The organism is Klebsiella sp. K47 (assembly GCF_051858335.1).
GTDB lineage: Bacteria > Pseudomonadota > Gammaproteobacteria > Enterobacterales > Enterobacteriaceae > Klebsiella > Klebsiella pneumoniae.
Genome location: NZ_JBPYUI010000006.1, coordinates 190,115 through 203,025, shown reverse-complemented (window position 1 = coordinate 203,025; position 12,911 = coordinate 190,115). Strand labels below are relative to the sequence as shown.

The 12,911-nt window shown below is 55.7% G+C and carries 10 protein-coding genes; 7 read left to right on the top strand and 3 right to left on the bottom strand.

Annotated features, from left to right (window positions below; translation table 11 throughout):
* Positions 1-100: 100 nt before the first annotated feature.
* From mazG to eno, 3 genes are all read left to right on the top strand, one after another.
* Complete coding sequence (gene mazG, locus RRF55_RS08160) at positions 101-892, top strand: nucleoside triphosphate pyrophosphohydrolase (protein ID WP_002915215.1); 792 nt, start codon at positions 101-103, stop codon at positions 890-892.
* Positions 893-1,172: 280 nt separating this feature from the next.
* Complete coding sequence (gene pyrG, locus RRF55_RS08155; protein ID WP_004142808.1) at positions 1,173-2,810, top strand: glutamine hydrolyzing CTP synthase; 1,638 nt, start codon at positions 1,173-1,175, stop codon at positions 2,808-2,810.
* 81 nt (positions 2,811-2,891) lie between these two features.
* Positions 2,892-4,190: a phosphopyruvate hydratase gene (gene eno, locus RRF55_RS08150; RefSeq protein ID WP_002915213.1), complete on the top strand. Its 1,299-nt coding sequence runs from the start codon at positions 2,892-2,894 to the stop codon at positions 4,188-4,190.
* A gap of 64 nt (positions 4,191-4,254) precedes the next feature.
* Here eno and RRF55_RS08145 read toward each other — a convergent pair whose 3' ends face one another.
* The gene (locus tag RRF55_RS08145) at positions 4,255-5,364 is read right to left on the bottom strand and encodes an SDR family oxidoreductase (protein ID WP_029497026.1); all 1,110 of its coding nucleotides are present in this window, start codon (positions 5,362-5,364) and stop codon (positions 4,255-4,257) included.
* Positions 5,365-5,838: 474 nt separating this feature from the next.
* Here RRF55_RS08145 and queE point away from each other — a divergent pair, with 474 nt between their 5' ends.
* The gene (gene queE / locus RRF55_RS08140) at positions 5,839-6,510 is read left to right on the top strand and encodes a 7-carboxy-7-deazaguanine synthase QueE (protein WP_002915210.1); all 672 of its coding nucleotides are present in this window, start codon (positions 5,839-5,841) and stop codon (positions 6,508-6,510) included.
* Between the two features lie 41 nt (positions 6,511-6,551).
* On the opposite strand, the gene queD is transcribed toward queE, so the two are convergent.
* On the bottom strand, positions 6,552-6,917 hold the full coding sequence (queD, locus tag RRF55_RS08135; RefSeq protein WP_004174641.1) for a 6-carboxytetrahydropterin synthase QueD: 366 nt from the start codon (positions 6,915-6,917) through the stop codon (positions 6,552-6,554).
* 316 nt (positions 6,918-7,233) lie between these two features.
* Here queD and cysJ point away from each other — a divergent pair, with 316 nt between their 5' ends.
* The 3 genes from cysJ (at position 7,234) to cysH (ending at position 11,578) form a co-directional block, all read left to right on the top strand.
* On the top strand, positions 7,234-9,033 hold the full coding sequence (cysJ, locus tag RRF55_RS08130) for an NADPH-dependent assimilatory sulfite reductase flavoprotein subunit (RefSeq protein WP_004151065.1): 1,800 nt from the start codon (positions 7,234-7,236) through the stop codon (positions 9,031-9,033).
* Positions 9,033-10,745 (top strand): assimilatory sulfite reductase (NADPH) hemoprotein subunit, encoded by a 1,713-nt coding sequence (cysI, locus tag RRF55_RS08125; RefSeq protein ID WP_004142787.1) that lies wholly within the window; start codon positions 9,033-9,035, stop codon positions 10,743-10,745. The genes cysJ and cysI overlap by 1 nt, the downstream gene beginning before the upstream one ends.
* 98 nt (positions 10,746-10,843) lie before the next feature.
* Positions 10,844-11,578, top strand: coding sequence for a phosphoadenosine phosphosulfate reductase (cysH, locus tag RRF55_RS08120; RefSeq protein ID WP_002915177.1), 735 nt, complete (start codon positions 10,844-10,846; stop codon positions 11,576-11,578).
* Positions 11,579-11,650: 72 nt separating this feature from the next.
* Here cysH and RRF55_RS08115 read toward each other — a convergent pair whose 3' ends face one another.
* Positions 11,651-12,697, bottom strand: coding sequence for an aminopeptidase (locus RRF55_RS08115; protein WP_004174643.1), 1,047 nt, complete (start codon positions 12,695-12,697; stop codon positions 11,651-11,653).
* Positions 12,698-12,911 lie beyond the last annotated feature (214 nt).

Below are 12,911 nucleotides of genomic sequence, written 5' to 3'. Positions count from 1 at the left end.
GCCGGATAAGGCGAAGCCGCCATCCGGCAATTTCGCAACGTCGGATAAGGTCTAAACGCCTTATCCGGCCGACTATTTTTAAAATTTCCAGGATTGTCACATGACTCAAATTGACCGCTTGCTCGGCATCATGCGCCGCCTGCGCGACCCGGAAAACGGCTGCCCATGGGATAAAGAGCAGACCTTTGCCACCATCGCCCCTTACACCCTTGAGGAGACCTACGAGGTCCTCGATGCTATCCAGCGGGAAGATTTTGACGATCTGCGCGGTGAGCTGGGCGATCTGCTGTTCCAGGTGGTGTTCTATGCGCAAATGGCGCAGGAAGAGGGACGCTTTAACTTTGACGATATCTGCGCCGCCATCAGCGACAAGCTGGAGCGTCGCCACCCGCATATCTTCGGCGAGGCATCGGCGGGCAATAGCACGGAAGTCCTGGCTCGCTGGGAGCAAATCAAAAGCGCGGAGCGGGCGGAAAAAGCCCAGCATTCGGCACTGGACGATATTCCCCATAGCCTGCCGGCGCTAATGCGCGCGCATAAAATCCAGCGCCGCTGCTCGGCAGTGGGTTTCGACTGGACCTCGCTGGGCCCGGTGCTCGACAAAGTGCATGAAGAAATTGATGAAGTGATGCATGAAGCGCAGCAGGCGGTGGTGGATGAAGCAAAACTGGAAGAGGAAGTGGGCGATCTGCTGTTTGCCACGGTGAATTTATCCCGTCATTTGGGCGTCAAAGCCGAGGTGGCGCTGCAGAAAGCAAACCTCAAATTTGAGCGTCGTTTCCGCGAGGTCGAGCGTATTGTCGCCGCCCGAGGCCTGGAAATGACCGGCGTCGACCTCGATACCATGGAAGAAGTGTGGCAGGAAGTAAAACGCCAGGAAACTGATCTCTAACGGATTTTCGTGATCAAGCGCGATTTGTGTGATTTTATAAATAACAAGCGCTTGATTTACGTCAAAAACATTTCGCCAAAAGCGTCTATTTTCTCTTTCCGTTATGTCGTTGAAACACCATGTAGCCTGCCTCTTCGAGTTGTTCGAGTCGCAACACAGGTGCAACTTGAAGAACGAAGGGGAGGGGAAGAATGAAAGTTTGTGGCGTCACGCATGTTCGGGTATACTACTTTCCCGTCCTGGTTATTCCATCGTTTTACCCTAACTTCTCAGGTTCAGCATGACAACGAACTATATTTTTGTGACCGGCGGGGTCGTATCCTCTCTGGGTAAAGGCATTGCCGCAGCCTCCCTGGCAGCCATTCTTGAAGCCCGTGGTCTCAACGTGACCATCATGAAACTGGATCCGTATATCAACGTCGATCCGGGCACCATGAGCCCAATCCAGCATGGGGAAGTGTTCGTTACTGAAGACGGCGCAGAAACCGATCTGGACCTGGGCCACTATGAGCGTTTTATCCGCACCAAGATGACGCGCCGCAATAACTTCACCACCGGCCGTATCTACTCCGACGTGCTGCGCAAAGAGCGCCGTGGCGACTACCTGGGCGCGACCGTTCAGGTTATCCCGCACATCACCAACGCTATCAAAGAGCGCGTACTGGCGGGCGGCGAAGGCCATGACGTCGTGCTGGTGGAAATCGGCGGTACCGTAGGCGATATCGAATCCCTGCCGTTCCTCGAAGCGATTCGTCAGATGGCGGTAGAGATCGGCCGCGAGCATACCCTGTTCATGCACCTGACTCTGGTGCCGTACATGGCCGCCGCGGGCGAAGTCAAAACCAAGCCGACCCAGCACTCCGTAAAAGAGCTGCTCTCCATCGGTATTCAGCCTGATATTCTGATCTGCCGCTCCGATCGCGCGGTTCCGGCCAACGAACGAGCCAAAATTGCTTTGTTCTGTAACGTTCCGGAAAAGGCTGTGATTTCTCTGAAAGATGTCGATTCCATTTATAAAATTCCGGGCCTGTTGAAATCTCAGGGGCTGGACGATTATATTTGTAAACGATTCAGCTTAACTTGTCCGGAAGCAAACCTGGCCGAATGGGAACAGGTAATCTATGAAGAAGCTAATCCGGCAGGCGAAGTCACCATCGGTATGGTCGGTAAGTACATTGAACTGCCGGATGCCTACAAGTCGGTGATTGAAGCGCTGAAACACGGCGGTCTGAAAAATCGCGTTACCGTCAACATCAAGCTGATCGATTCGCAGGATGTGGAAACGCGCGGCGTCGAAATCCTCAAGGATTTAGACGCTATCCTGATCCCGGGCGGCTTCGGCTACCGCGGCGTTGAAGGCAAGATCGCCACCGCGCGCTATGCGCGTGAAAACAATATTCCTTATCTGGGCATCTGCCTGGGTATGCAGGTAGCGCTGATTGAGTTCGCGCGTAACGTAGCGGGTATGGAAAACGCCAACTCGACGGAATTTGTGCCAGACTGTAAATACCCGGTCGTGGCCCTGATTACCGAATGGCGTGACGAAGATGGCAACGTTGAAGTCCGCTCTGAGAAGAGCGATCTGGGCGGCACCATGCGCCTGGGCGCGCAGCAGTGCCAGCTGAGTGATGATTCTCTGGTACGCCAGCTTTACGGCGAGCCGACCATCACCGAGCGTCATCGTCACCGCTACGAAGTCAACAACATGTTGTTGAAACCGATTGAAGCTGCCGGTCTGCGCGTTGCGGGCCGTTCCGGGGATGATCAGTTGGTCGAGATCATCGAAGTGCCGAACCATCCGTGGTTTGTGGCCTGCCAGTTCCACCCGGAGTTTACTTCGACGCCGCGTGATGGACACCCGCTGTTTGCCGGCTTTGTGAAAGCCGCGAGCGAGTACCAGAAACGCCAGGCGAAGTAAAAAGAGTTTGAACGGCAATGCACCCATCCGGGTGCATTGTTTGTCTGGAGTTTTAGTTTAACTTGTACTGAGGAAAACCTAATGTCCAAAATCGTTAAAGTCATCGGTCGTGAAATCATCGACTCCCGTGGTAACCCGACTGTTGAAGCCGAAGTACACCTGGAAGGTGGTTTCGTCGGTATGGCAGCTGCTCCGTCAGGTGCTTCTACTGGTTCCCGCGAAGCGCTGGAACTGCGCGATGGCGACAAATCCCGTTTCCTGGGTAAAGGCGTAACCAAAGCTGTTGCTGCGGTAAACGGCCCGATCGCTCAGGCAATCCTGGGCAAAGATGCTAAAGATCAGGCTGGCATCGACAAGATCATGATCGACCTGGACGGTACTGAAAACAAATCTAACTTCGGTGCGAACGCTATCCTGGCCGTTTCTCTGGCGAACGCCAAAGCAGCAGCTGCGTCCAAAGGCCTGCCGCTGTACGCGCACATCGCTGAACTGAACGGCACTCCGGGCAAATACTCCATGCCGGTTCCGATGATGAACATCATTAACGGCGGTGAGCACGCTGACAACAACGTCGACATCCAGGAATTCATGATTCAGCCGGTTGGCGCGCCGACCCTGAAAGAAGCAGTACGCATGGGTTCTGAAGTGTTCCATCACCTGGCGAAAGTGCTGAAGTCCAAAGGCATGAACACTGCCGTTGGTGACGAAGGCGGCTACGCGCCGAACCTGGGTTCCAACGCCGAAGCGCTGGCTGTTATCGCTGAAGCGGTTAAAGCTGCAGGCTACGAGCTGGGCAAAGACATCACCCTGGCGATGGACTGCGCGGCGTCTGAATTCTACAAAGACGGTAAATACGTTCTGGCTGGCGAAGGCAACAAAGCGTTCACCTCTGAAGAGTTCACTCACTTCCTGGAAGAGCTGACCAAACAGTACCCGATCGTCTCCATCGAAGATGGTCTGGACGAATCTGACTGGGAAGGTTTCGCTTACCAGACTAAAGTACTGGGCGACAAAATCCAGCTGGTTGGTGACGACCTGTTCGTAACCAACACCAAGATCCTGAAAGAAGGCATCGAAAAAGGCATCGCTAACTCCATCCTGATCAAGTTCAACCAGATCGGTTCTCTGACCGAAACTCTGGCTGCTATCAAGATGGCGAAAGACGCTGGCTACACCGCTGTTATCTCTCACCGTTCTGGCGAAACTGAAGACGCTACCATTGCCGACCTGGCTGTTGGTACCGCTGCAGGCCAGATCAAAACTGGTTCTATGAGCCGTTCTGACCGCGTTGCTAAATACAACCAGCTGATTCGTATCGAAGAAGCGCTGGGTGAGCAAGCGCCGTTCAACGGTCGTAAAGAGATCAAAGGCCAGGCTTAATCCTGTCCTTGTGAAATAATCATGCCAGCCTTCGGGCTGGCATTTTTTTTTACGCCTGCGGCCATTATTTAAAGTCGACGGCCATTTGCTGAGGGATCGACAACCCACGGGTGGTTTCCACGCAGCGGTCGATGTAATCGGTAAAGCGCGGCGGTTTTGGCATCCCCATGCTCAGCAGTTTGTCGTTACTAAAGCGCACGTTCAGTGTGGCGAATGCGCCGTATAAGCGCATGGCTTTCAGCATCAGCCGCTCATTGCATGGCCCAAATATCCCTTTCAGTTCACGACGCATTTTGACCAGCGTTTCATAGCTCACCTGGGCGTACTTATCCCCCACCGGCGCCTGCTCCAGGGCCTGAGCCATCGCCCGGTCGATTTCGGCAAACTTCACGCTGTTCTCTTCGCCAGCAGAGATATGCACCACCTCGCCGTGAGCCAGAGGCTGGTTAAGCAGCATTAGCAGGGCGTCGGCGCAGTAGTCCACCGGGATAACGTCAATTCGGTCCTCCATGGAGCACATGAATTTCTGCAGCATCAGCCCCATGCTGAACACCCAGAAAATACTGCTGGAAGGCCGGCAGCCGTGATGGGTATGACCCACCACGATAGAGGGGCGGGCAATTACCAGCGGTAGCGTAGGGCACTGCTGCTGCATTAGCTGCTCGATGGTCGACTTCGAGTGGGTATATTCCACCAGGTGCTCAGCGCGTTCCCGAAACTCCGAGCTTTCGGCGACCAGTGAATCCGGTTCAGGCGAACATGACATCGCCGTACCGACGTGCAGAAAGCGCTGCAGACCCGTCACCTGCGCCATACGTTGCGCCAGGCGCAGCGTGCCCTCAACGTTAACCTTCCAGATAAGCGGGTTGCTGCCAAATGAGGCGACAGCGGCGCAGTTGAGGATGTGCGTGACCTGATCGAGGCGCGGATCGTTAAGAAAATGCTCCGGAGAGGCGAGATCGCCCAGCAGGATATGCTGCTGGCGCAACATCGCCAGCTTCTCCTCGGCGATGTTGAACTTACGCATGTTCTCTTTAACCCGTTCGAGGCCAGCCTCGGGGCTATCAGCACGTACCAGCAGCAGCAGATCTAACCGGGTTTCCTGATGGAGTATTTTCTCTAACGCGGCACCGCCCAGAAACCCCGTAACGCCGGTAATTAATAATGTGGTCATAAACGCTATCTCATTATGGTTGGTCTGCGGGATTCTAGGCGGGCAAAAGTAAACGACAATTAAATAAAAAAGGGGCCCGATCAGGGCTTTATTAAGACCAGTTTAAGGTTATTATTACCGGGGGATAGAATTGGACTCGCAGATCGGCCAGATAATTCACTCTTTCATGTATCAGTTTGTACATTACTGTATTTTAAGGTTTTTTATTTTGGTTCTTGGACCTTTTATTTTATCCTGAATGACAGGAATAACATTTTCTGTTACATATTTCCCCCCGCGCGTCAGAATGCTATTTATTTTAATTCTTACCATGCTAATAAACTAAGCCAAAAGAAAAGATTGCTTTTTTAATCAATAATATTATTCCCGACACGGATATTGACGGAGGGGTAAAAAAGCGATCGCAGCGCAGGACAAGACCTGGGCAGCGAAATCTGCGATAATGAACGTTTATCACCCTAAACAGAGATGACTATGCAGTACCCGATTAACGAGATGTTCCAGACCCTGCAAGGCGAGGGTTACTTCACCGGCGTGCCTGCCATCTTTATTCGTCTGCAGGGATGCCCGGTAGGATGCGCGTGGTGTGACACCAAGCATACCTGGGACAAGCTGGCCGATCGGGAAGTGTCGTTGTTCAGCATCCTGGCGAAAACCAAAGAGAGCGACAAGTGGGGCCCGGCAAGCAGCGAGGATCTGCTGGCGATTATTGGGCGGCAGGGGTGGACAGCCCGCCACGTGGTTATTACCGGCGGTGAGCCCTGCATTCATGATTTAACGCCGTTAACCTCGCTTCTGGAACAAAACGGCTTTAGCTGTCAGATTGAAACCAGCGGCACCCATGAAGTACGCTGCAGCCCCAATACCTGGGTGACGGTTTCCCCGAAGGTCAACATGCGCGGTGGCTATGACGTGCTGTCTCAGGCCCTGCAGCGGGCGGATGAGATCAAGCATCCGGTAGGGCGCGTCCGCGACATAGAAGCGCTGGACGAACTGCTGGAAACGCTGAGCGATGACAAACCGCGGATCATCGCCCTGCAGCCGATCAGTCAGAAAGAAGATGCGACGCGCCTGTGTATCGACACCTGCATCGCCCGCAACTGGCGCCTGTCTATGCAGACGCACAAGTATCTGAATATTGCCTGATAAAAAAGCCCGGCAGCGTACTGACCGGGCTTTTTTTTCGCTTACTCGCCGCGATAGACGCAGCCGGCGGTGCAGGTCTCTTTGACCATCACGGCGCTGAGCAGCGGCACCCGCGGTTTCATCTCATCCCAGATCCATTTGGCCAGCACTTCGCTGGTGGGGTTTTCCAGACCAGGAATATCGTTCAGATAATAGTGGTCGAGGCGATCGTATGTCGGCTTAAAGGCGGCCTTCAGCTCGGCAAAATCCATGATCCACCCGGTATGGGGATCGACTTCACCGGTGATCTCCAGACGCACCATAAAGGAGTGGCCATGCAGGCGACCGCATTTGTGTCCTTCCGGGACGTGCGGCAGGTGGTGGGCGGCTTCGAAGGTGAAATCTTTAAACAGCGTGGTGGACATCATTGACTCTCAACAGGACGAAAAAAACCGCCGTAGGGTACCGGAAAGTACATTTTTTCGCATTAACTAAAACGGCCGTGAACAGAAAATGGACATGTTTATCTGCTTTATTTGATTTAATCTCTTATATTTCAATTGCTTATTTAATCGATTTTGTTGTTAATAACTACAACTAAAACAGGTTAGTCCATTTGGTTATTTATTATTTCCATCCCTTATTTAATTGTTACTATGCCCGCCGTTAACCTTCTATTCTCTTCTGTTTTTGTCGCGCTGACAGGGTGCGAATAACAGCTTTGCTTACTGGAACAAACGACGCATGACGACACAGGCCCCACCTTCCAACTTGCTGCCGCTCAACCCGGAGCAACTGGCGCGCCTTCAGGCGGCCACCACTGACTTCACGCCCACTCAGCTCGCCTGGGTATCTGGCTATTTCTGGGGCGTGCTGAATCAGCAGTCCGGCGCGGCGGTAGCCGCCCCCGCCCCGGCCGCCGAGGTACCGACGATCACGCTGATTTCCGCCTCGCAAACCGGCAACGCCCGCCGCGTCGCCGAAGCGCTGCGTGACGATCTGCTGGCGGCGAAGCTGAACGTGAAGCTGGTGAATGCAGGCGATTATAAATTCAAACAAATTGCTGCGGAAAAACTGCTGGTGGTAGTGACGTCCACCCAGGGGGAAGGAGAGCCGCCGGAAGAAGCGGTCGCATTGCATAAGTTCCTGTTCTCTAAGAAAGCGCCGAAGCTGGACGGGACCGCGTTCGCCGTCTTTGGTCTCGGCGATACCTCTTATGAATTTTTCTGTCAGTCCGGCAAAGATTTCGACAACAAGCTGGCCGAGCTCGGCGCGGAACGTCTGCTCGATCGCGTTGATGCCGACGTTGAATATCAGGCCGCGGCCGCTGAATGGCGCGCGCGCGTGGTTGAGGCGCTGAAGGCTCGTGCGCCGGTCGCTGCGCCCGCTCAGCTGGCCACCAGCGGCGCGGTGAACGATATTCACACCAGCCCATATACCAAAGAAGCGCCCCTGACGGCGACCCTGTCGGTCAATCAGAAAATCACCGGCCGCAATTCAGAAAAAGATGTGCGCCATATCGAAATAGACCTCGGTGATTCCGGTCTGCGCTATCAGCCGGGCGACGCCCTGGGCGTCTGGTACCAGAACGATCCTCAGCTGGTGAAAGAGCTGGTGGAGCTGCTGTGGCTGAAAGGCGACGAGCCGGTGACCGTTGAGGGTAAAACTCTGCCGCTGTCGGAAGCCCTGCAGTGGCATTTTGAGCTGACGGTTAACACCGCGACTATCGTTGAAAACTACGCCACCCTGACGCGCAGCGAATCGCTGCTGCCGCTGGTGGGCGACAAAGCTCAGTTGCAGCAGTATGCCGCCGCGACGCCGATCGTCGATATGGTCCGTTTCTCTCCGGCGCAGCTGGACGCTGAGGCGTTAATCGGTCTGCTGCGTCCGCTGACGCCGCGCCTGTATTCTATTGCTTCCTCACAGGCGGAAGTGGAGAGCGAGGTGCATGTCACCGTGGGCGTGGTGCGCTATGAAATTGAAGGCCGCGCCCGGGCTGGCGGCGCCTCCAGCTTCCTCGCCGACCGCGTGGAAGAGGATGGCGAAGTCCGTGTCTTTATCGAACACAACGACAACTTCCGTCTGCCAGCCAACCCGGAGACCCCGGTGATCATGATTGGCCCGGGCACCGGTATTGCGCCGTTCCGCGCCTTTATGCAGCAGCGCGCTGCGGACGGAGCGCAAGGCAAGAACTGGTTGTTCTTCGGCAACCCGCACTTCACCGAAGATTTCCTCTATCAGGTGGAGTGGCAGAGCTATGTGAAGGAAGGTCTGCTGACCCGTATCGATCTGGCCTGGTCCCGCGATCAACAACAAAAAATCTATGTGCAGGACAAACTGCGCGAGCAGGGGGCCGAGCTGTGGCGCTGGATCAATGACGGCGCCCACATTTATGTCTGCGGCGACGCCAATCGTATGGCGAAGGACGTGGAAAACACCTTACTGGAAGTGATTGCCGAATACGGCGCGATGGACGCCGAAGCGGCGGACGAATTTTTAAGTGAGCTGCGCGTTGAGCGCCGTTATCAGCGAGATGTCTACTAATGAGCGAAAAACATCCGGGGCCTTTAGTGGTCGAAGGTAAACTGAGCGATGCCGAGCGCATGAAGCTTGAGAGCAACTACCTGCGCGGCACCATTGCGGAAGATTTAAACGACGGTCTGACCGGCGGTTTTAAAGGCGATAACTTCCTGCTGATCCGTTTCCACGGCATGTACCAGCAGGACGATCGCGATATCCGCGCGGAGCGCGCCGCCCAGAAGCTGGAGCCGCGTCATGCGATGCTGCTCCGCTGCCGTCTGCCGGGCGGGGTGATCACCACCACCCAGTGGAAGGCGATCGATAAGTTTGCCGCTGAGAACACCATTTACGGCAGTATTCGCCTGACCAACCGGCAGACCTTTCAGTTCCACGGCATTCTGAAAAAGAACGTCAAGCCGGTGCATCAGATGCTGCACTCGGTGGGGCTGGACGCGCTGGCCACCGCCAACGATATGAACCGTAACGTGCTGTGCACCTCCAACCCCTACGAGTCGCAGCTGCACGCTGAGGCCTACGAGTGGGCGAAAAAGATCTCCGAGCATCTGCTGCCGCGTACCCGCGCTTATGCCGAGATCTGGCTGGATCAGAAAAAGGTCGCCACTACCGACGAAGAGCCGATCCTCGGCCAGACCTATCTGCCGCGTAAGTTTAAAACCACGGTGGTGATCCCGCCGCAGAACGATATCGATCTGCACGCCAACGACATGAACTTCGTGGCGATCGCCGAAAACGGCAAGCTGGTGGGCTTTAACCTGCTGGTGGGCGGCGGTCTCTCTATCGAACATGGTAACAAAAAAACCTACGCCCGCACGGCGAGCGAATTCGGTTATCTGCCGCTGGAGCATACTCTGGCGGTGGCGGAAGCGGTTGTGACCACCCAGCGCGACTGGGGCAACCGTACCGACCGTAAGAATGCGAAAACCAAGTACACCCTTGAGCGCGTCGGTGTCGAAACCTTCAAAGCGGAAGTGGAGCGCCGGGCAGGCATTAAGTTTGAGCCGATCCGCCCGTACGAATTTACCGGCCGCGGCGATCGCATCGGCTGGGTGAAGGGGATTGATGATAAGTGGCACCTGACGCTGTTTATTGAAAACGGCCGCATTCTCGATTATCCGGGTCGTCCGCTGAAGACTGGCCTGCTGGAGATTGCTAAGGTCCATCAAGGCGAATTCCGCATCACCGCTAACCAGAACCTGATTGTCGCCAGCGTACCGGAAGATCAGAAGGCGCGGATCGAGAAGCTCGCGCGGGATCATGGTCTGATGAATGCCGTCACCCCGCAGCGCGAAAACTCGATGGCCTGCGTCTCCTTCCCGACCTGTCCGCTGGCGATGGCGGAAGCCGAGCGTTTCCTGCCGTCGTTTATCGACAAGGTGGAAGGGGTGATGAGCAAGCACGGCGTGAGCGATGAGCATATCGTCACCCGCGTCACCGGCTGCCCGAACGGCTGCGGCCGCGCGATGCTGGCGGAAGTGGGACTGGTGGGCAAAGCGCCGGGCCGCTATAACCTGCACATCGGCGGTAACCGCAACGGCACCCGCATCCCGCGGATGTACCGGGAGAATATTACCGAGTCGGAAATTCTCGACTCGCTAGACGAACTGGTAGGGCGCTGGGCGAAAGAGCGCGAAGCGGGTGAAGGCTTCGGCGATTTTACGGTGCGTGCGGGCATCATTCGCCCGGTGCTCGACCCAGCCCGCGATTTCTGGGAATAACATCCTGGTGCCCGGTGGCGCGTAGCGATCCGGGCCAGCGAAACCCGTAGGCCGGACGAACGCAGTGTCGTCCGGCAAAACAGGCAAACGAGGTTCATATGTCCGTACTCGATCTAAACGCGCTTAATGCATTGCCGAAAGTGGAACGCATTCTGGCACTCGCGGAAACCAACGCCCAACTGGAAAAGCTTGACGCCGAAGGGCGTGTGGCGTGGGCGCTGGAAAATCTGCCGGGAAACTATGTGCTGTCGTCGAGCTTTGGCATTCAGGCGGCAGTCAGTTTGCATCTGGTGAATCAGATCCGCCCGGATATTCCGGTGATCCTCACCGATACCGGCTACCTGTTCCCGGAAACCTATCAGTTTATTGACGAGCTGACGGACAAGCTCAAGCTGAACCTGAAGGTCTACCGCGCGGCTGAAAGCGCAGCCTGGCAGGAGGCGCGCTACGGCAAGCTGTGGGAGCAGGGCGTTGAGGGCATTGAGAAATACAATGAGATCAACAAGGTTGAGCCGATGAACCGGGCGCTGAAAGAGCTCAACGCGCAGACGTGGTTTGCCGGTCTGCGCCGCGAGCAGTCGGGCAGCCGGGCTACGCTTCCGGTGCTGGCGGTCCAGCGCGGGGTGTTCAAGGTGCTACCGATTATCGACTGGGATAACCGCACGGTGTATCAGTACCTGCAGAAGCACGGGCTGAAGTACCATCCGCTGTGGGATCAGGGCTATCTCTCGGTAGGCGATACCCACACCACCCGCAAATGGGAGCCGGGCATGGCAGAAGAAGAGACCCGGTTCTTCGGGCTTAAACGCGAGTGCGGATTGCACGAGGGTTAAGCTGTTAGCTCTTCCTCTGAGTGATAATTCAAAAAGAACACGCGGGCGATACCGCGCGTTCTTTTGTGCGTATTAGCTTTTCTTCTCCACCTTCGCCAGCTCTTTCACCAGCGGCAGCATGACTTTCACTACCTCGCGTCCGCGGTGTTCGATGCGCCCGGGCAGCGCGTGGTCGATATACTGCTGATTATCCAGCTGGACGTCATGCCAACTGGTTCCCTGCGGGAAACTGGCCGATTTGCTCCGCTGCTGATAGCCATCTTTTTTGCCGAGTGACCAGTTAGTCGCCTCGACCGACAGCACCGGGATCCCGGCGTTGTCGAAGACGCTGGCGTCATTGCAGCAGCTGGTGCCTTTCGGATAAGCCGGATTGAGTCCCGGGTTGGTGTAGGCGGCGATGCCCTTGCTGCGAGCGATAGCCAGCGCGCGGTCGCGGGTCAGCTTGCGCACCGAGGCCGGCGTGCTGCGGCCGCTGTTGAAGTAAAGCTTATCGCCCACCACCAGATTATCGAGATTGATCACCAGCAGGGTATTTTTCTTTTCCGCTTCGCTCATCCGCTGCAGCAGGTTTTGCGCGCCGAGACGGCCTTCCTCTTCACCGCTGGTGGCGATAAAGCGGATGCCATAGCGGGTAGGGACGTTCTTTAAATGCTCCGCCAGCTCCAGCAATACGCCAAGTCCCATCGCGTTGTCGTCGATGCCCTGCAGCGTCAGGCCGCCGAGGTTGTTCTCCACGTCTTTATCGCTCTGCGGCGCATAGGTGTCGAGGTGTGCCATGATAATAATCTGCTGGCGCACTTTACCTTCATGGGCGGCGATCACCGTACTGCCGGTGGCGTTATGCCAGTTCTTGCGCTGATTGCTGTCGGTATAGATATAGCGGGTATTGAAGCTTCGCACGTCGCTCTGATACCCCATCAGGGCGAACTGCTGGCGCAGATAGTCAGCTGAGAGCATTTCCGGCGGCGTTCCGGTCATTCGTCCCGGGAAGACGGTGGCGATATGGCGGGCCTGGCTACTGGCGGTGTCGCCCAGCGCGCTGAATGCGGGGGCGGCGGCAAAAACAAAACCGGTGCCGAGCGCCAGCGGAAGCAGACGGCGGCACAACGCGGAAAACATAAGGGGTCCTTACACGAACAAGACAATTTGACGGCTACAGTATGAAACTGTGACCGCGGTTAAACAATTTCAATTGCTCTTAAATAGCGGAAAAATAGCGCGTTAAGCACTTTTTGATATTTGTATTTCCGCTGCGTTATTCCTTTGTGTCACAACTCATTCCATTTCGTAATTTCATTTGCTCTAAGGCGCACCCTATAGTCGCAGTATCGCT